The 19760-nt window shown below is 50.4% G+C and carries 19 protein-coding genes; 7 read left to right on the top strand and 12 right to left on the bottom strand.

All coding sequences use genetic code 11. From position 1 onward, the window contains the following. Positions 1–57 precede the first annotated feature (57 nt). The 5 genes from DWY93_RS01405 to DWY93_RS01385 form a co-directional block, all read right to left on the bottom strand. On the bottom strand, positions 58–867 hold the full coding sequence (locus tag DWY93_RS01405; RefSeq protein ID WP_117469189.1) for a carbon-nitrogen hydrolase family protein: 810 nt from the start codon (positions 865–867) through the stop codon (positions 58–60). A 229-nt stretch (positions 868–1096) separates the two neighbouring features. After that, entirely contained in the window at positions 1097–1465 is a 369-nt protein-coding gene (locus DWY93_RS01400; protein WP_117471638.1) for a hypothetical protein, read from the bottom strand. Positions 1466–1653: 188 nt separating this feature from the next. Then, on the bottom strand, positions 1654–2070 hold the full coding sequence (locus tag DWY93_RS01395) for a PaaI family thioesterase (protein ID WP_015553277.1): 417 nt from the start codon (positions 2068–2070) through the stop codon (positions 1654–1656). A gap of 68 nt (positions 2071–2138) precedes the next feature. After that, positions 2139–2609: a hypothetical protein gene (locus DWY93_RS01390; protein ID WP_117469300.1), complete on the bottom strand. Its 471-nt coding sequence runs from the start codon at positions 2607–2609 to the stop codon at positions 2139–2141. Positions 2610–2623: 14 nt separating this feature from the next. Further along, entirely contained in the window at positions 2624–3685 is a 1062-nt protein-coding gene (locus tag DWY93_RS01385) for a tRNA-dihydrouridine synthase family protein (RefSeq protein ID WP_242990494.1), read from the bottom strand. A 307-nt stretch (positions 3686–3992) separates the two neighbouring features. Here DWY93_RS01385 and citC point away from each other — a divergent pair, with 307 nt between their 5' ends. After that, on the top strand, positions 3993–5009 hold the full coding sequence (citC, locus tag DWY93_RS01380) for a [citrate (pro-3S)-lyase] ligase (RefSeq protein WP_117471637.1): 1017 nt from the start codon (positions 3993–3995) through the stop codon (positions 5007–5009). A gap of 300 nt (positions 5010–5309) precedes the next feature. Then, positions 5310–6815, top strand: a complete 1506-nt coding sequence (gene citX, locus DWY93_RS01375) for a citrate lyase holo-[acyl-carrier protein] synthase (RefSeq protein WP_117471636.1) — start codon at positions 5310–5312, stop codon at positions 6813–6815. Between the two features lie 173 nt (positions 6816–6988). Here the strand turns inward: citX and DWY93_RS01370 are convergent, their stop codons facing one another. From DWY93_RS01370 to DWY93_RS01355, 4 genes are all read right to left on the bottom strand, one after another. Further along, positions 6989–7444: a prepilin-type N-terminal cleavage/methylation domain-containing protein gene (locus tag DWY93_RS01370; protein ID WP_199537909.1), complete on the bottom strand. Its 456-nt coding sequence runs from the start codon at positions 7442–7444 to the stop codon at positions 6989–6991. A 181-nt stretch (positions 7445–7625) separates the two neighbouring features. Continuing rightward, a complete protein-coding gene (locus DWY93_RS01365) occupies positions 7626–9926 on the bottom strand; it encodes a molybdopterin cofactor-binding domain-containing protein (protein WP_117471635.1) in 2301 nt (766 codons plus the stop codon). After that, positions 9923–10405, bottom strand: coding sequence for a (2Fe-2S)-binding protein (locus DWY93_RS01360; RefSeq protein WP_117471634.1), 483 nt, complete (start codon positions 10403–10405; stop codon positions 9923–9925). Before DWY93_RS01360 ends, DWY93_RS01365 begins: the two co-directional genes overlap by 4 nt. A 61-nt stretch (positions 10406–10466) precedes the next feature. Beyond that, the gene (locus tag DWY93_RS01355) at positions 10467–11255 is read right to left on the bottom strand and encodes an FAD binding domain-containing protein (protein WP_117469183.1); all 789 of its coding nucleotides are present in this window, start codon (positions 11253–11255) and stop codon (positions 10467–10469) included. Positions 11256–11449: 194 nt separating this feature from the next. On the opposite strand from DWY93_RS01355, the gene DWY93_RS01350 reads away from it, so the two are divergent. From DWY93_RS01350 to DWY93_RS01330, 5 genes are all read left to right on the top strand, one after another. Beyond that, positions 11450–12556, top strand: a complete 1107-nt coding sequence (locus DWY93_RS01350) for an ABC transporter substrate-binding protein (RefSeq protein WP_117469182.1) — start codon at positions 11450–11452, stop codon at positions 12554–12556. Further along, positions 12516–13526 carry an iron ABC transporter permease gene (locus tag DWY93_RS01345; RefSeq protein ID WP_117471633.1) on the top strand — a complete coding sequence of 337 codons (1011 nt, stop codon included), beginning with the start codon at positions 12516–12518 and terminating at the stop codon, positions 13524–13526. The genes DWY93_RS01350 and DWY93_RS01345 overlap by 41 nt, the downstream gene beginning before the upstream one ends. 6 nt (positions 13527–13532) lie before the next feature. After that, positions 13533–14336, top strand: coding sequence for an ABC transporter ATP-binding protein (locus DWY93_RS01340; protein ID WP_117471632.1), 804 nt, complete (start codon positions 13533–13535; stop codon positions 14334–14336). Between the two features lie 142 nt (positions 14337–14478). Next, positions 14479–14841, top strand: a complete 363-nt coding sequence (locus tag DWY93_RS01335) for a LysR family transcriptional regulator (RefSeq protein ID WP_117471631.1) — start codon at positions 14479–14481, stop codon at positions 14839–14841. 334 nt (positions 14842–15175) lie between these two features. Further along, complete coding sequence (locus DWY93_RS01330; RefSeq protein WP_158553037.1) at positions 15176–16048, top strand: NTP transferase domain-containing protein; 873 nt, start codon at positions 15176–15178, stop codon at positions 16046–16048. Positions 16049–16189: 141 nt separating this feature from the next. Here DWY93_RS01330 and DWY93_RS01325 read toward each other — a convergent pair whose 3' ends face one another. From DWY93_RS01325 to udk, 3 genes are all read right to left on the bottom strand, one after another. Next, entirely contained in the window at positions 16190–17587 is a 1398-nt protein-coding gene (locus DWY93_RS01325) for a nucleobase:cation symporter-2 family protein (protein ID WP_117471629.1), read from the bottom strand. A 283-nt stretch (positions 17588–17870) separates the two neighbouring features. Then, complete coding sequence (locus tag DWY93_RS01320) at positions 17871–18899, bottom strand: transglutaminase domain-containing protein (RefSeq protein WP_117471628.1); 1029 nt, start codon at positions 18897–18899, stop codon at positions 17871–17873. A gap of 231 nt (positions 18900–19130) precedes the next feature. Beyond that, positions 19131–19757 carry a uridine kinase gene (udk, locus tag DWY93_RS01315; RefSeq protein ID WP_117471627.1) on the bottom strand — a complete coding sequence of 209 codons (627 nt, stop codon included), beginning with the start codon at positions 19755–19757 and terminating at the stop codon, positions 19131–19133. Positions 19758–19760: the final 3 nt, after the last annotated feature.

Raw genomic sequence — 19760 nt, 5'->3', positions numbered from 1 at the left:
AAGAGAGCCAGATTTCTCTGGCTCCAAAAAAGGGGTATTTAAACATATGAGATTGAGCTAAATATAAAGGGCAGGTCTTCTGTCTTTAAAGGATGGAAGTTTGCTCTCCACTTCCTTGATCCGATCCGTATCTACATATACCGGAATCAGTTCTTCTCTTTCATTTCCAGCTGCAAAGGCAACCCCCATCGGATCGACTGCTACACTCTCACCCATCGCTGTGCCTCCGCACTGATCACACGCAAGTACGAAAAATGTGTTTTCCAGTGCTCTGGAGGTAATCAGTGTACGGAACTGATGACTCTTTAAATCGCCTTTGAACCATGCAGTCGGCATAATGACAATCTCGGCTCCTTTGGCCTTCTGGTAACGTGCTACTTCCGGGAAACGAACTTCGTAGCAGACAAATAAACCGAGCTTTCCAAACGGAGTATCTACTGGCTCAAAGAACTTGTCTCCAGCTTTATACTCATTGGATTCCTTGTATCCGAACGCATCATATAAATGCGTTTTTCTGTAAGTCTGTACGATTTCTCCCTTGTTATTCACCATAACAACTGTATTGTAACAGCGATGATCAGCCGGATCCTCAATGGTCTCCTTCATTCCGAATGTGAGCCATACATCATGATCTGCGGCTAATTTTTTCATTCCCTGCACAAATTCTCCGTCCAGCGGTTCCGCAACCGCATTTGCTGTTGCAATGTCTGTACCAGCCGGAAAACGGCTCATAAAAGTTTCTGGAAAAATAATCATACCCGGATGATATTTTTCTGCTGCTTCCTTTACTAAGCTGTCAGCTTTCTCGAGATTATCTTTTGGATATTCAGTTGGTGCGACCTGTGCCATAACAAATAAGCTTTCCATGTCTTTCTCCCACAGAATTTATTTCCCTTATCATACTACATATCACACACTTTTTCTATATACAGATTCAGTGTTTTATTTGGCCCTAAAAAGCCATTTTTTAGATTCCGACAGAATACAGAAAGAGACAGGCATCCCCGTCTCTTTCTTATCGTACACAGTTCTTTCCCCCATTATCAGCTCTTTACGATCGACCGATTATCTTTATCCCCACACCATCTTTCTTTTCCTACTTAACCCACTTTTCAACCTTTTCCACATGGAATCCAACAGCATGGGCTATCTGCTCCAGCGGCAATCCTAGTTTTCGAAGATTTATGGCCGTCAATTCAGCCTGCGTCTCTCGTCCTTCCTCATAACACTCTTTTTCCACCTCATCCATTGTCCGGTACATCTCGTTCACTCCCTTCGAATTTTCCTTGAGATACCTTGTTCTTTCTGCCAGCAATCCGTAATGCATGTCATCTGCATCTGCGCAGTTGAAATCATGCATCAGCTTTCCAATGGCGGAATCGTCACGGTACTCTCCGTTCACATATAGAATATGTGCCCCATCACCAAACGGTTGGTTTAATGTCTGATTCATATTCTGGATCATATACACCGCCTTTCCCGCCTGATAATAATCCTTTTCTGTGATAAAAATCCCCCCCTCAAATTGTATTTTTTCAACAATCCTAAAAAAGCGGATCTGATATGAACTGTTGATTGTGTGACTTTTCCCCGCAGGGCTCGCCGAGATAGGTTTCGGAAACACGGGTTATTGCCGGATTTTTGTTTTTATCCCTACTCACCCATACAATAAAACGTAAATTCTCCTTCTGCCAGGAGCTTCCCCGTATCGGTCTCCACGACCTCGGCTTTTGTAAAGCAGACGGTCTTCCCGCGCTTTGTGATCTTCGCCAGCCCCTGAATGTTTTTTGCGCTGCTGCCGCGAAGGAAACGGAAGGAGCTGTCCAGAGTCACATATTTTCTTCCGTCATTTCTCGTCACAAGTCCCGCGGCAACCTCCGCCATCACGAACATCAGGCCGCCGTGGACGGTCTGCATGGCATTCAGGGAATCCTCTGTGATCTCAGCCCGGACCTCGGCCCGGTCTTCCGATAATGCGACCGCACGGATCCTGTTGTGAAGCATAAATGGGTTTGTTTGATTCACACGCTCCATCTGTTCTACATACGTTTCTTTTCCGGGATTCTCCATATCATTTCCTCCATATTTCTACTTCTGTTCTTCTGCTTTTTCACATGATCTTCTGTCTATGACGATGATCATTTATTCGTGCAGTTTGCAGCATCGATGGCGATCGCCAGCATCAGTGCCATAATTTCGTCCTTAGGATCCAGAATGTCAATCACATAGGTATCGCCCCAATGGAACGGCTTCTTTGAAATATGAACCACCGCACAGCACTCCTCATACACATCGTAGTCCCAGGCCAGAAAATCGCCCTCACACCGCCATCCGTTGTAATCCAGTTCATACCGCGGCTTAAAGAAGGTAAACTCTTTCTGCACACTTCCGAATTCTTTTCCATCGATCTCGATATCGAATGCCGGAAGCAGGGTAAGGAGGCGTTGTTTCACCATGCCGACTTCCCGTCCGCTCTTGTCGTATACGTGGATCTGATGCCCCAGTGCAAAAAATTCCGCTTTTACAAAATATTTCGGTTCTTCCTTCTCATCATACACGTCATATGTATCGGTCCATGAAAAAACTCTTTGTTTGATCAGCAGCTGCATCGTTTTCTCCTTTCTTAAAACGTCCGCTCCCATCCCGCAAACGCCTCATCCACCGCCGCCAGATATTCCGGCACATGCTGGGATTTGCGGATCTTTTTGGCTAATTTTTCACTGTCCGGAACCTCCTCTAACATATAGCTCCAGAGGTCTTTCATACGGAAAAGAAGATTTCTGTCGCCGGACATGGTCTCGCGGTAATATTCAAAGATCTCATCGTGGAAGGCACGGATCCGGGGCATGAGATTGTCTCCCGTGTTTCTGGACTCCGGTACTGTCTTTTCCGCCTGCTCCGGTGATGTCTCTTTGTTTCCGTTTTCTGTTCCTGCACAGACCTGGGCATTTTCCACACCGGCTTCTTCTATTTTTATCAACTCTGCCAGTGCCGGATTTCTGATGAGTCCCCTCCCGATCATCACGTTTTCCACCGTCGGGAATTTCTCCCGAAACTTTTTCATATGCTCTGCCGTGAACAGATCTCCGTTGTACACGATAGGATTCCGGCTTTCCTTTAAAATATCCGCAAATACATCAAGATGCGGAACACCTTTATAAAACTCCTTCTGGATCCGCGGATGCACCGTCAGTTCGCTGATCGGATACCGGTTGTAGATTGCCATGATCTCCGGCCACTCTTCCACTTCATTCTTTCCGATCCTGGTTTTAACAGAGATCTGGAACTCCCCGTTTCTCACCGACGCATCCGAGAACACTTCATCAAAAAAACGATCCAGATCATCCGGGTAAAGTAAAAAACCGGAACCTTTTTTCTTCGCTGTGACCGTCCCTGACGGACATCCAAGATTCAGGTTGATCTCCCGGTATCCCATCTCTGCCAATTTCTTTGATGCCAGAAGGAAATCTCCCGCCCGGTTCGTCAAAATCTGCGGCACCACCGGTACCCCCGCATTATTCTCCGGCAGCACATCCCGCATCTCCTTCACGCTCATCCCCTGCTCCGGTCCCGGTGCCAGAAACGGTGTAAAATATTTGTCCACACCACCGAAATACTTGTGGTGCAGATTCCTGTATGGATATGTTGTGATTCCCTCCAATGGGGCGAAATATAGATGCAGCATGTCATGTTCCTCGTATCTTTTCGTAAACTCACAGTTCTTCCTGAACTGTTTTTCTTATCGTACCACATTTGGAACGCCAGGGCAAATTATAAATCTTTTTCTCTGACTCATCTGGACCTACTCGTCCACTTAATCATTTTCCTGCCATGTTTTTTCACCCCTATTTTCATCTCTTCCCATATATTTTTCTTATGCCCCGCATCGGATTTTCCTCTTACAATTTTCCCTTTTTTTCTCTGCCTTTTCTCTGGAAAACTGTTATTATTTCATCTATACTATAGATACACAGAAAGCAGAGGTGTTTTATATGACAGAACTCAGTATTCATGAATTATCCCTTGGTTTTTCCCATGACAGACAGATGCTTGTGGAGTTTCTCGCAAAGCATCATTTAAATTGTGAGGACGATATCGAGGCGGCGTTCGGAGTGTTTGATTCCGATGAGAATCTCACAGGATGCGGATGCTGCGCAGGAAATCTTTTAAAATGTTTTGCGGTAGATGAGAGTCTCAGAGGTCAGAATGCTCTCGGAAGTCTCGTGTCCAGACTTGTCGAAAACCGGTTTGAGGCAGGGCATTACGATCTTTTTGTGATCACCAGACCGAAGAACAAAGTGCTTTTCACATCCTGCGGATTTTATCCTCTGGCAGAGACAGAAGCTGTCCTGATGCTGGAGAATAAGAAATCCGGACTGGACAACTATTATAAGAAATTTCTCGCTGGGACAGATACCGATGAGAACGTGGGCTGTATCGTCATGAACTGCAATCCCTTCACGAAAGGTCATCTCGCCCTGATCACTTACGCCGCTAAGGCATGTTCCCTGCTCCATATCTTCGTGGTTGAGGAGAACCGGTCCAGGTTCCCGTTTGCGGACCGTCTGAAGCTTGTCCGGGAAGGTACGGATCATCTTCCGAACGTCATTGTACATCCATCAGGACCATATATGATCTCCAACGCTACATTCCCGACCTACTTCTTAAAGGACTGCGAGGACGCGGCGAAGATCCAGAGTGAGCTCGACATCACACTGTTCGCGTCGAGGATCGCTCCGATCCTTCATATTACAAAACGTTTCGCCGGAGAAGAGCCTTTTGATCCGGTAACAAGACGCTACAACGAGGCGATGATCCGCATTCTCCCAAAATACGGCATCTCCTTCATCAAGATCGACCGGATCACCACAGAGGGACCGGATGGAAAGCCGGAGGTCATCAGTGCTTCCAGAGTTCGGAAATTGTTGGATGAGCAGGGCGTGACCGACGAAGTTCTGTCGCTGGTGCCGGAGTGTACGGCGAAGTATTTAAAGGAAAGCTTTAAGTAACTGCGAATTCTCCTGCAGATCCTGTTCTCTGACGTTTTTTCAGATGCATGATAGCTGAAATGCTGTGCAAAAGTAAAGCGGACATTCGCAATCCGCTTCGCTACTTGCTCATGAACGCAGTCGCTTCGCGATCTGTCAGTGGGAGCTTTCAACACCCACTGACATAAGCATCCCACTCACTCACCGCTTAGTGCTCCGCGCACTTGAAGCGGGGGAATGCTTATCTGCGTTCAAAAAGTCTTTGCACAGCATTTTCTGCATTTAGGAAGTTCGAACTAAATTCCAAATGGAGTGTTTTTTATGAACCTAAATAATGTAATTACCGGCTCACCGGTGACTTCCGGGGAACTTCGCGCCGTCAGAGACCAGCGTGTCCTGAAAAAATGGGAACTTCTTACCCCCGGCGGGGAGATCTGTCTTGTGGAGTTTTCCTTAAATATTGCCGGGACAGTCAAGACGTTTCCCTTCGCCCGGGCGGCATTCCGGGAGGAAGTACGGGAACTGTCTGACCGCCTCTCCCGTTTCTCTGTTCTGAAAACGGAGGTTTATGAGAAAAATACCGGTGACTGCGCGTTCTTTCTTTTAAAGTCCCAGGCCATACAGGTCAAAAAATTTCTCGTCTCCGTCGAGGAAAGCCACCCTTTGGGCCGTCTCTTCAACCTTGACGTCTGCGGTCCCGATGGAATTTCCGTAAAGCGGCATGATCTCGGACTTCTCCCCAGAACCTGTCTTGTCTGCGGGGAAGATGCCCATGTCTGCGCACAAAAAAAGTCCCACTCCATAGAGCTGATCCAGTGGCAGACGGCAAAGCTCTTCCATGAATTCTTCCGGGACCGGGCGGCTGATCAGGCGGCTTCCGCGGCGGTACGGGGACTGCTCTACGAGGTTTCAACCACCCCGAAGCCGGGACTGGTGGACCGGAACAACTCCGGCTCCCACAAAGATATGGACTTTTTTTCATTCCTTGACAGCAGCGCCTCCCTGATCCCCTGGTTCCGGGAATTCTTCTGCCTGGGATGGGATCACAGCAGTGAGTCGGACAGGCAGCTTTTTGAGCGGCTGCGCTACGCCGGACAACGGGCCGAAGCCGCTATGTTCTCCGCCACGGGCGGGATCAACACCCACAAGGGGCTTGTCTTTGCCTCGGCGATCCTCTGCGGGGCGCTTGGAAAAGTTCACGCGGGTCAGGAGCTTCCGCCGCCGTTGGAGAATGTGCTTCAGGAATGCAGGAAGTTAGGGGAGTGCTCTCTCGCAGATCTGCATCGACTTCCGAACGTGCAGACTCCGCTTCCCGGTTCCGAAATCCAACATATTTCCGGACATACACCTGACAAGATGCAGTCCGATCCGCAAAGCGCTTCTGCCCCCGACGTCAGAACACATTTCGTATCACTTTCTACGAACGGGGAACGCATCTTTACCGCCTACGGTATCCAGGGTGCCCGCGGTGAGGCGGCTGCCGGTTTCCCATCCGCAGTCCAGATCGGTCTGCCATCCCTGAAAAAATGGCTTTTCTCCGGTTTCTCTTTAAATGACGCCGCCGCCATGGCTCTTCTCACCCTGATCTCTGAAGTTGACGACACCAATATGGTTCACCGGGGAGGGCCGGAGCTTGCGAAAAAAAGCAAAGAGCAGGCAAAGCGCCTGCTCTCCACTGTCACAAAAGAAAATTTTAAAGAGACCCTGAACTCCCTGGACCATCAGTACATCACAGACAACTTAAGTCCCGGCGGCTGCGCAGACCTTCTCGCCGTCAGCCTGATGTTCTATTTTCTGGAATCTGCCGGTATGATTGCGGATATTTAAGATGGTCCAAAGGCGCTGCTCATGCCGCGTGGGGACCGCTTCTTTCCACCCTGCCAGTAATTTCTTCTGAGTATGTGAGACCGGCAGCTTCCACCGTTGGCAGCTTCTTCTAAATACCTGACTGCCGAAAAGGCCAGCAGCTCTGCTTATCTAAAGAGCTGCTGACCTTTTTCTTACTCCATCGTTACCTTCACGCCGTCGTCCTCAGTCCATCTGATCTCATACGTATCTGCAGTGTAGGTAAATCCATTGATCTCCATTTTTCCATCTCCGGTATTCTTGAAGGAAAGGGTGAAATCAGTACAGTCATCCGTGTCTTCTCCCACATACAGATAGAGCGGGCTGTCCGGATCATTCGGCTTTTTCATTATATTTCCGATTTCTTCTGCCATCTCACGCTTATCGAATTCTCCGGAAAGACCATGTTCTGCTTCACAAATTTTAAACGCTTCCGCGATCCGATGTCCCTTTTCATAGAACACTGCGCTCCTCGCGCGATTTACGTAACCATTATAAACTCCAATGCTCACAGAAGCCAGGATCACCATGATGACAATTACCACCATCAGCTCTACTAACGAGTATCCTCCATGATCCAGTCTCTTCATTTTCTGCTTTCTTTTCGCCATACACACCCCCAGCTTTCTTCGTTGAACCGGGGTACCCGATGACATTTTCCGTTATTCTGTTATTCCCCGGCTGGTTATTTGTTACATTGGGTACTTGTAACTGTAAAGTTACAGACAATTGTACTCTTTGTTTATAACATATGGTCACATGGCGTTCTATTGTCCAAATTATGTCACCAGATCAGGCCTGTTCTTTCTCCCGTTCTGCCACTGCCATGGCGATCTTTTCCGGTGTGATCGGGAGTTCGTAGAACCTGGTTCCTGTGGCGTTAAAGATCGCATCCGACACAGCCGGAAGCGGTGTATTGATCACGACTTCACCGATGGATTTCGCGCCAAACGGTCCCGCATCCTCGTAGCTGCTCTCAAACTCTACACAGATATGTCCGATATCGATACGGGTCGGGATCTTATACTGCATCAGGGAGTTCTCCGCAAGTTTTCCCTTCTTATTATAGGTAATATTTTCTGTCAGTGTCATGCCGATTCCCTGGAGAATACCGCCTTCCGCCTGGACTCTCGCAAGGTTCGGATTTACGGGTGTTCCACAGTCTACCGCAGCCGCGTAATCGATGACCTTCGCCTCTCCGGTCTCAAGATCCACCTCAACCTCCGCAGCGCCGACCATAAACGGCGGCGGAGAAAGCGGGGAGCTGTTCGTCACGGTGGCTTCCAGGGCGATATTGTTGCCGCACTGGGAGGCGGTGGCGATATCTGTGAGGGAGACCTGTATCTCCTTTGAATTCTCGTGCTTCACAAATTTTCCATCAAACACGACTTCACTTTCCGGACACTTTAACAGTTCCGCGCCTAGCTTGCAGATCTGCTCCCGCACCTTCAGCGCACACTGTTCTACTGCCTTACCGGTAACATACGTTGTGCTGGACGCATAGGATCCGGAATCGTAAGGCGATGTATCCGTGTCTGCGCCGAATACCGTGATCTCATCGATGGAACAGTCCAGGACCTCCGCCGCGATCTGAGCCAGGATCGTATCGCAGCCTGTTCCCATGTCCGCCGCCCCGATGGCTAATGTATAAAATCCGTCGTCATTCACCTTGATCGTCGCACTTCCCACGTCAACCGATGTGATACCTGAGCCCTGCATCGCCATTCCCATGCCGACGGCCCGGACCTTTCCGTTTCCCATATCGCGGACCGGGTACTTATTATCCCAGTCGATCATCTTCTTCACGCGCTCCAGACACCGGTCCAGGGCACAGCTGGTGTTTACCTGCCCGTAGTACGCCGGCATCACATCGCCCTCTTTGACGATGTTCTTCATCCGCAGTTCAAACGGATCCATATGCAGCTTCGCCGCCAGCTCATTCACGGCAGACTCCACAGCGAAAAGACCCTGGGTGGCACCGTATCCGCGGTAGGCGCCGGCGGACATCACGTTTGTATACACGACATCGCTGACGAATCGGAATGCCTTCGCCTTTCCATAAAGCGGGATGGATTTATGTCCGGAAAGTCCCACAGTCGTCGGTCCATGTTCACCGTAGGCACCGGTGTTGGACAGCGTGTACATGTCGATTCCGTTGACGATTCCGTCCTTGCTGGCGCCGAGGCGCACATGGACTTCCATCTCGTGCCGCGGAGTGGAGGCGGTCATGCTCTCCTCCCGGGTGAAGATGATCTTCGACGGCTTCTTCGTCATCCATGTCACATATGCCGGGTAGACTTCACTGATGGAAGTCTGCTTCGCCCCGAATCCGCCGCCGATCCTCGGTTTGCTGACACGGATCATGGATTTTGGAATATGCAGGGCGTTCGCGAGGATCCTTCTGCAGTGGAACACGATCTGGGTGGAGCTCACCACGTTCAGACGCCCGTAGGTGTCGATGGTACAGAAGGTCCTGAACGTCTCCATCATAGTCTGCTGACATGCCTTTGTGTGGTAGACGTGGTCGATGATCACATCGCTGTTCTTTAAGACTTCCTCGATATCCCCGGATCCAGTCTCGTCGTGGGCACAAAGATTTCTCTTATTGTCCGCCCCAACCGGAACAAGGCTCTCCCAGTTGTCTTCCGGGTGTACTAAGATCTTATTGTCCTTCGCCTTGTGGAAATCCAGAATCGGCTCAAGAACTTCATACTGGACCTTGATGAGCTTCAGCGCCTTGTCCACGCACTTCTCATCCCGTCCTGCCACGATGGCGACCACATCGCCCACATACCGGACATGGCGGTCCATGATCAGGCGGTCATAGGGACTCATCTCCGGGTAGGTCTGGCCTGCCTGTGTGTAACGTCTTCCGTCCTGCGGGATATCCTCCCAGGTGTAGATCGCCTCGATGCCGTCCACCTTCATCGCCGCGATTTTGTTGATAGAAGTCACGATCGCATTTGCGTGGGGCGAGCGGAGAAGCTTTACGATCAGGCAGTCCTTCGGCGCGATATCATCCATGTAGACCGGCTTTCCGGTCACGAGCTGCATAGCGTCTTTTTTGCGCACCGGCTTGTTTACATATTTCATGCCTCCGCCGCCTCCTTTCCGTTCTTTTCCTTCTTCCATTCCAGGAACGCCTGGATGCCGCGGAGCTGTCCCTCGTAGCCGGAACAGCGGCATAAGTTGCCCGCCAGATATTCCTTGATTTCGTCCTCATTCGGATATTCTATTTCCCGGAACAGCGCCAGGGCGTTCATGATAAATCCCGGGTTGCAGAATCCGCATTGTTCCGCTCCCTGGTCGGCGATAAACGCACCGAATTCTGCCGCCTCTTCCTGGAGGCCTTCCAGTGTTGTAACCGTTCTTCCATCCGCTCTCGCCGCCAGCACAGAGCAGGAGAGAACAGGTTTTTCGTCTAAAAATACGGTGCAGAGACCACAGTTTGATGTCTCACAGCCGCGCTTCACGCTGTAGCATCCGTGATCCCGCACAAAATCGATCAAAAGCATGTCCGCGTCGATGTCGGCGGAGATCTTCTTTCCGTTTAATGTCATGGTAATGTTCATGATATAATTCCTCTATAAATTTTTTTCACTTTCATCTGATTGATCCGGCTGGAATTCTTCCTTATTTTCCCGCCAGCTTACAGACAGCTCTCCTTACCAGAACTCCCGCCAGGTGTTTCCGGTACTCCGCGCTTCCTCTCGTGTTGGAGCCGGTCTCGACCTGTTCTTTTACACATTTCGCCGCATTTTCTGCCATGTTTTCCACATCTGCGGCTTGAATATCCGCGTCTGCAAGTTCAAAAAGTACTGCCTTTCCAGGTCTCGCCCCGATGGAAAACCGGTATCCTGCCTCCGTCTTTGCCGCCGCGCAGGTCAGTACCGGAAAGTCTGTCTGGCTGTTGCGGACAGACTGGTAATCGAACGCTGCCTTTTCTTTCTTCACGATGAGCCGCACCAGGATGTCCCTGTCATACGGCATCTTCGCATACTCCTTTAACGGAATGATCCCGCCTTTATAAAGCTCCACATAGCTGTCCATGGTCAAAAACATCGTCAGCACATCGGAAAATCCGTATCTTCCATAAATACTTCCACCCACTGTCGCGAGATTCCGGAACTGGACCCCGACGATATGGCGCACGGACTCCCTCGCCGCGCCGTCCGTGTATGAATTGAGTCCCGGATCAAGCTCCAGGTCTCTCAGTGTCACCATGCAGCCGATCCGGAATTCCTCCCCCGTCTCCTCGATGGTGTCAAGTCCGAGACCGGAGAGGTCGATCGCCGTACCGATCTGCATCTTTCCCATTTTCAGCCAGACCATACCGCCGAGCACGCGGTTGCTCTTCTTCTGATTTAACTGCCATGCCTCTTCCAGGCTTTCCGCACGTTTATATTCCCTGATAACTCTCATTCTTTGCTCCTTGTCGCTACAAAAACTTCATATCTGTCCAGCATTTTCACAGCCTGCGCAGACAAGCGTGTAATCCCTATCGAACAGTTGTAAAATATACTTTAATTTTAACATACTTTCTGTTATAATTCCGTTGTAGTTAAAAAAACATAACGAAATTTCAACACAAAAATATTGAAAGAGGACAAAAGATCATGAAAAAAAATCTCAAGAAGCTTTCCGCCCTGCTCTTAGCTCTCGCATTATCCGTGAGCACAACTGCATGTGGAAACAGCACTGCATCCACGACGACCGCGGCTGAGACAGCTGCTGAAGTTACCACAGAAGCCGCATCCGAATCCGCAGCTGAGACATCTGCGGCGGCCGGCGACGAAATGACTGTCACCTATCCAGTCACCATCACCGACCATCTTGGCCGTGAGGTTACGATCGAGAAACAGCCGGAATCCTTCGTCAGCGGCTACTATATCTCCACAAGCCTGATGATCGCCCTTGGTCTCGATGACCAGTTAGTCGGCGTTGAGGCAAAGGCCGACAAGAGAAACATCTACAAATTAAGCGCTCCGGAACTCACAGAACTCCCGTCTGTCGGAACAGCGAAAGAGTTTGACCTTGAGGGCTGTGCCGCATTAAAGCCGGACCTTGTGATCGTTCCGACAAAGTTAAAAGATTCCATTCCGGCTATGGAAGAGCTTGGTCTCACCGTAATCGCTGTAAATCCGGAAGACCAGACAAAGTTATTCGAGACCATCGACATGATCTCCACAGCCGCAGACGTAGTTGAGAAAGGCCAGGAGCTGGAGTACTGGATCTCCGACGCTCTTGAGAGCTTAAAGAAATCCCTCGACGGCGTTGAGACTCCGTCCGTATACCTTGCAGGCAACAGCGCTCTGTTACAGACCGCTGGTCCGGAGATGTATCAGTCCACCCTGATCGAGAACGCCGGCGGCGTGAACGCGGCTTCCGACATCACTGATACATACTGGGCAGATACTTCCTACGAGCAGATTCTCTCCTGGAACCCAGACTACATCGTACTCGCTGCTGACGCTGACTACGATGTTGACTCTGTTCTGAACGATTCCGCTCTCGCTGACTGCACAGCTGTAAAAGAAGGACACATTGCCCAGATCCCGAGCGACATCGAAGCTCTCGATTCCCCGGTACCGGCAAGCTTTTTAGGCAGCTACTATGTCGCTTCCATTCTTCACCCGGACGTTGTAACTGAAGACGATTTCAAGACTACAGAAAAGAATTTCTATGAAACATTCTATGGCTTCACTCCGGAAAGCGCAAACTGATTCCAACCGGACAATGGCAATTTTAACTCTGGCGATGACATTTCTTGTCATCGCCTTTGTTTCAGCACTGACTACCGGAAAGTACCCGATCTCCCTGGCGGATCTTTGCGCAGGGGAACCGATGGCGGTCCGCACTTTTACCATACTCCGCCTGCCCCGCGCCCTCATGGGACTCGTCGGCGGCTTTGGCCTCGGTGTGGCCGGGTTCGTCTACCAGACGGTCTTCCGGAACCCGCTGGCGTCCCCCGATATCATCGGCGTCTCTTCCGGTGCCAGCGCAGGTGCCGCCTTCGCAATCCTTTTTACCTCCGCTGCATCGCCGTCCACCACGGTCTTCGCGTTTGTCGGCGGACTTCTCGCAGTTTGTCTGTCCCTTGGACTCACCGCCCTTTCCCCAGTAAAGGAACACGCTTCCATTGTTCTCGCGGGGATCGCGGTCCACTCCCTGGCGCAGACATTTCTCATGGTGCTGAAGCTCATGGCTGACCCGGAAAAACAGCTGGCTTCCATCGAATACTGGATCATGGGAAGTCTTGCGGGCGTCACTGCCTCGAAGATCCCGTTCCCTGTTGTGATCATTCAGTTTAGCTCCGCCGTTATTTTCCTGCTCCACCGCCATATACTGGCGCTGTCGGTGCAGGAGGACGAGGCACGAATGCTGGGTGTCTCTGTCCAGAAGACCAGGTTTTTCGTGCTTTTCCTCGCGACACTCACGGTGGCTGCCGCAGTCAGCGTCACGGGGCTTATCAGTTTTATCGGTCTTCTCGCCCCGCACACGGCGAGACTTCTCACCGGGCACAACAGGCGGTCATCCTGTCTTTTGAGCGGGATCATCGGAAGTGTCCTGCTGCTCACTGCGGACGTATTGGCGAAGTCCCTGACTGCGGTGGAATTGCCTGTGAGTATCTTCACATCGCTTCTCGGTGCACCGTTTTTGATCTATCTGATTCTCTCGGAAAGGAGGAGCTGAGTCAAAATGGCTGATTTTTTTTCTGTTCAGGATATCTCCCTCTGTCTCGGCGGACGGCAGATCCTGGATCATGTCTCCTTTTCTGTTGACACACCAGGGCGTGTGATCGGACTTCTGGGGCCAAACGGAGGTGGAAAGACCACACTTCTCCGGGCCATCTGCGGGGAATTGCCCCATGACGGGCATGTTTTTCTTGAAGGTGCTGAGCTCGCCGGACTGCGTTCAAAGGAACTGGCACGGCGAGTCAGCTATATTCCGCAGCAGAGCGGGATCTCGATCTCCATGAGTGCCATAGATGTGGTGCTGATGGGATTTTATCCAAAATTAAAGCTGCTCAGCCAGCCGTCCGCGGATATGAGAGCGGCGGCACTCCGGGCTCTGGAACAGGTCGGGATGGCTGGTCTCGCAGACCGGGATTATCTGACGCTCAGCGGTGGAGAAAAGCAGCTTGTGATCCTGGCCCGGACGCTGGTGGAAGACACGAAGCTACTGCTCTTCGACGAGCCGGACAGCTCGCTGGATCTCGGAAATAAGTACCGGATGGTGCGGATGATCATGGAATTAGTGCATGGGCGTCCTGGAAAAGCTGGTCTGATCTGCCTTCATGACCCGGTTCTGGCGCTTGCCTGCTGTGACACGCTGATGCTTTTAAAAGATGGCCGCCTGATCTGCACGCTGCAGCCAAAAACTGACTCTGTCCATGATATGGAAAAGGCGTTTTCTGAAATTTATGGGGCGGTAAGACTTGTTGCTGTTGCGGATCCGAAAATCTCGAACCATAAGCGGCTCATCCTGCTTCCCCTTCTGTAATTATTCTGCTGCGGATCTTTCTCCCGCAGTGCTGAATAATTTTACTGTTTCCAGATTGGCATTTATGATATTATGGTAACTGTTCAGTATCCTCACAGTCACATATTATGATCATAATAATTCTTGAAAGAAGGTGTTCTCCATGATATCCGACATCCGAGTTTTTCTCTGCGACGATGACCACCTCCGATTCTTTGGTGAAGGTCCCTGCCGTCTGCTCCATCTGATCGAGGAGACCGGTTCGCTGCGGGCGGCGGCGATGTCTATGGGGATGGCGTATACGAAGGCACTTGCCATCACGAGGCGAGCTGAAAAGAATCTCGGTTTTCCGCTCACGGCCCGCCGGATCGGCGGAAAAGGCGGCGGAGGAAGTGTCCTGACGCCGAAAGCAAAGGAGTTTTTACATGACTATGAAACCTACCGTGACGCCTGTATTCAGAGCAGCCGCGAGCTCTATACTCAGATCTTTTCTAAATATACAGATGGGGGAGAAGACGGGGAATAAATTTGTGTCTGAAACAGCGGCAGCTGCAGGTATTCATAAAAAACGGCATTTGGTCATAACTGGCAGCCGGGGAATCGGGAAGAGCACGCTGCTGAGAGAAATTCTGGCACTGCCGTACTTTTCTGATTTAGGACCATTTCCAGGATTTACAACGCAGGCGTTTCCGCGCGACCGTGTGGAATTGACAGATAATCTTACTGGTGAAACTGCGAGAATCGGATCCTGCCATCCACCTAAGTCCTTCGCTGTTCCAAATTTCCCTGCAGATAGTTTTGTACAAAAAGCTTGTACTGCTGATTCTGCGCATCCTGATGCTCAACGATCCGGCAACCAAATGACACCGGCTATGGATGGCTTCCTTGGGCTCGGCATCACTTCTATAACCCGCTCCATTGAGTCCGCTTCCCAATGGGCGGTAATCGACGAACTCGGCTATCTGGAAAGCTCCTGCCCGGAATTCTGCGATGCTGTTTTCCGTCTTTTTGACCAGAAACAGGTCATCGCTGTTCTCCGCAGCCAATCCACACCGTTTCTCGATGCACTGCGGGCACGGAACGACGTGTTCCTTTACGACCTGGATCATCCGCTTCTGCCCATCGGATGCGTGATCATGGCGTCCGGGCTTGGAAAAAGATTTGGTTCCAATAAACTTATGGCAGATTTCAATGGAAAGCCAATGATCTACCGGATCTTATCCGCCACCGACGGTGCACTTTTTGCTGCCCGGATCGTTGTGACGAGATCCAGGGAAGTTGAAGCATTTTGTCGAGAGCGAAAGATTCCGGTCCTTCTGCATGCAATGCCCTACAGAAATCACACGGTCCTTCTTGGACTGTCTGCCTTATTGAAGGAATATCCGGAACTTGCGGGGTGTATGTTTGCGCTGGGGGATCAGCCGCTGTTAACAAAAGAGACACTTGAAGCTATGGTAATAACATTTTCTCAGTATTATCAAACTGCCTCTCCGATTTTCCGCCTGGCAGCTATCGCTGAGGATGATTCTATAATTCCTGGAAACCCAATTCTTTTCGGGAACCGATATTTTGAGGAGCTTCTCACACTCCCGGACAATCACGGCGGCAATGTTCTGCTGAAAAAATATCCCGACGTTGTCCGGTATTTCCCCGCAGGTGATCCTCTGGAACTCGCTGACGCGGACACCCCGGCAGAACTGGAGCAACTAAAAAAAGCGGAATTTAACCGGTAAGCGACACCTCGGTATCGCCCGGATAAATTCCGCTTTTTTATTAACCCTGCGCACAGATTTCTTATCAAAAAATTTTCAACGTACTTGATCGGGTCATTTTAACGATTTCAAGTATTTTATAAACGTTCAGCGCAAATCCCATCATTTTTTATCATTTGGAAGCACAATATTCAACAAAATTGCAACCATAGCCGCCGGAACAATTCCGGAACCGCCGAAGATCAGCTGGATCGCCTGCGGGGTCTGTGCTAAGATTGCCGTGTTCGCTCCCATTCCATAACCAACTCCAAGCGCTACAGAAACGATAGTCAGGTTCTTCGCTGTCATCTTCTCCTTTGTGACCAGCTGGATTCCGCCGATCACGATGGATGAGAACATCATAACGGCTGCGCCGCCGAGAACAGCCTGCGGCATAATAGAAACGATGGCGCCCAGCTTCGGAACAAGACCGCAGAGGATCAGGAATACCGCGCCTGTCGCGAGAGCGGTACGGTTCACTACTTTTGTCATCGTAACCAGTCCGACGTTCTGGCTGAAGGAGGTATTCGGAAGAATTCCAAACAGTGCCGCAAAAGAAGATCCGATACCGTCGCAGATCACGCCGCCGGAAAGCTCCTTGTCTGTCGCCTCACGGTTCATTCCGCCTTCAATAACACCGGAGATATCTCCGACCGTCTCAACAGCTGTTACGATAAACATGATGAGGATCGGCGCGATGGCACGGGCATCAAACACCGGCTTCACCGGAAGAAATTCCGGAATGCTGATCCAGCTTGCCTGGGCGACTTTATCCCAGTTCAGTACCCATGCTTTCGTGTACTCGGCTCCGTCTGCCGTGATTCCCGTTGTCGGAAGAACCAGGCTCATAACAAATGCCGCAATATATCCCGCAATGATTCCGATGAGAATTGCGGAGTTGCTTGCCATTCCGTTGGTCCAGTGTTTCACAGTAAGGATCACCACAAGGACAAAGATCGCCAGGAGAAGGTTCTCCATAGAGCCAAAGTCCTTCGCGCCGCTTCCGCCGCCGAAAGAATTGATCCCTACGGAGATCAGGGACAGTCCGATGGACAATACAACCGTTCCCGTTACAACCGCCGGGAAAAATTTACGCAGCGGCTTGATAAAGAATCCGAGAACACTCTCAAAAAGACCGCCGAGAATTGACGCTCCCATGATCGCGCCATAGGTGGCGAGTCCGCCGCCCATAGTGTCCGCCACACTCTTGAAAACTCCGATGAAACCGGAGCTGGTTCCCATGATGATCGGAACTTTACCTCCGATCGGACCGATCGCATAGAGCTGGACCAGAGTCACAACTCCCGCTACAAACATCGCGTTCTGTAAAAGACAGACCTGAAGATGGGCGAACTCCTCGCTTCCACTGATTCCGCATGCGCCGCAGATAATAAGAAGCGGGGTCAGGTTTCCGACAAACATCGCCAACACATGCTGGAGTCCAAGTGGAATCGCACGTTTCAACGGCATTTTTCCATAGAAATCATACATCGCCTGATCCGTTATCTTTTCTTTTCCCATACGTTTTTCTCCCCTGATGTAAATTTTTTCAGCTGCCTGTGTATGTACAGCCGTAATTTTCCACTGTCCCATCTGAATTCCGGCACGATTGCCATCGACAGGTTCACTTATTAACAATGATTATTTTTTGTACCGTCATTATAAGCAAAAAAAGACAGCATGTAAATATGCTGTCGAAAATTTATATGTTCTTTTTTCGTTCTGGATCGTCAGTGCCGGATGCCTCCGCTGCAGCATGCAGACTTTTCAGTTCGGAAATCCTTATCTATGTGGAGTAACGAGATCAGGACTCTTCCCCCTCATTGGCTTCTTCCATGGTGACGACAGCCTGGGATCTTTCATCCGTATAATGGATCCGCAGAACTGCCTGAGGCCAGTTGAACTGGATATGAGCGGTCTTGTTCTGCTCGGCTCCGGCTTTTTCGATAAGTTCAATGAGTTCTTTCAGAACCTCACGGGTCAGGTAGCCGCCGCGCCAGTGGAATGTAAGTGTTTTATTCTTCTTTGCAGTCTGCAGGGAGCGCTTGTAAACTTCCTCCGTCTTTGTGAAGGAAAGTTTTTTCTCTTTATAGTAAAAGTGATCACCGTCCGTACAGGCCGGGGCGGGGGCGATCAACGGCTCATGGTCGCGGAAGACCGCCTTATCGTCCAGATTGAAGTAGTCGTAGCGGATCTCACCGCCGGTCTCAACGCATTTTCCAAGGCTGTTGTCGAAGGTGGCATCCAGGTGATAGCAAGTCTTACCGATCTTCACGATATTCCATGTATGGCGGTACTTGATCCCTTTTTCCGGATTGTTTCCGCATAAGGCGATCATACACCAGATTCCAAGCGCGTCGCAGAGGATCTTGACCGACTTTGCGATCCCCTCGCAGACGCCGACACCATGACCCAACGGTCCGATAATTTCATGGGAATAGGGCTTTTTCAGTTTATCGTAGTGGATATTCTCACAGATAAAATCGTGGATATACTTTTCCTTTTCCAGCTCCGGGAGCTTTGCCGCCGGTCTTGCGAGCTTTTCCACCCGGGCATTCATGGCTTTCTGGTGGTCTTTGATTTTGCTCTTCTCAAAAAGGTATTCCGGGATGAAGATCAGATTCGGGGAATCCGCGAAATACCGGTATTTAAAGCTGGACACCCAGAAAATCTCCGGGTGGTCAAGGCGGAGCTCAAAAAAAATATCGCTTAAGGCGTGACCGTCGATCCGGGGGATCTGGAAAGAGTCAGCAAGGCTTAACAGTCCCTGCTGCATGGCACGGTAAACAGCCTGTCGCTCTTTGTCCATGTGATTATAATAAAATGGTTCCATGATAGTTGTGATCCTTTCAAATCTCTAAAAATTTACCCGACTCAGTATAACGTATTTGTAAATGCTTTTCCAGTTAAATTCTGCGGAAAAACATTAACTGTACAATCGTTGTAAGGTTTAATATTTTTGTGCGCCAGTGCGTCAACGCAGAATTGGCTCGTGCGTCCGCGCAAAGCGAAAGAAGACCGCCCATCACCAGCACAACACTGACAACAGGCGGTCTTCACATATTCATATTTTATTCCCCGCACTCTCCAGCAGCTGCCCGATCTTCGAAACAAACAGATCGAACGCAACATCGTTCTTTCCGCTGTTGATAACGATATCGGCGAGAGCCCTCGTGGGCTCTACATACATGTAGTGCATGGGTTTTACGGTTGTTAAGTACTGAGTGATGATTCCTTTCAGGTCGCGGCCGCGCTCCTCTACGTCGCGGACGATGCGGCGGAGGATCCGCTCGTCAGCGTCGGCTTCCACATAGACTTTGATGTCCAGGAGGCTACGGATCCGCTCGTCGGCGAGAAGCAGGATGCCCTCAACGAGGATGATCGGTCTCGGCTCGATCTTGATGATCTCGCTGGATCGGTTGTGCTGGCTGTAGTCGTAGACCGGACACTCGATGGTCTTTCCGGCTTTCAGCTCCTTTAGGTGCTCCACCAAAAGATCTGTCTCCAGGGAATCCGGATGGTCATAGTTGACCTTCACACGCTGCTCAAACGGGATCCCGTCCTGTCTGCGGTAATAGTTGTCGTGGTAGATCACGGCAACATCATCCCCGAAGTACTGCCTGAGCCTGTTCGTAAATGTCGATTTTCCTGAGCCAGACCCCCCGGCAATTCCGATAATAATAGGTTCCATATC

It is taken from the genome of Clostridium sp. AF28-12, from assembly GCF_003435225.1.
Lineage (GTDB): Bacteria > Bacillota > Clostridia > Lachnospirales > Lachnospiraceae > Pilosibacter > Pilosibacter fragilis.
Note: the sequence above shows the minus strand (reverse complement) of the source record. Positions and strands in the feature narration are given on the sequence as shown.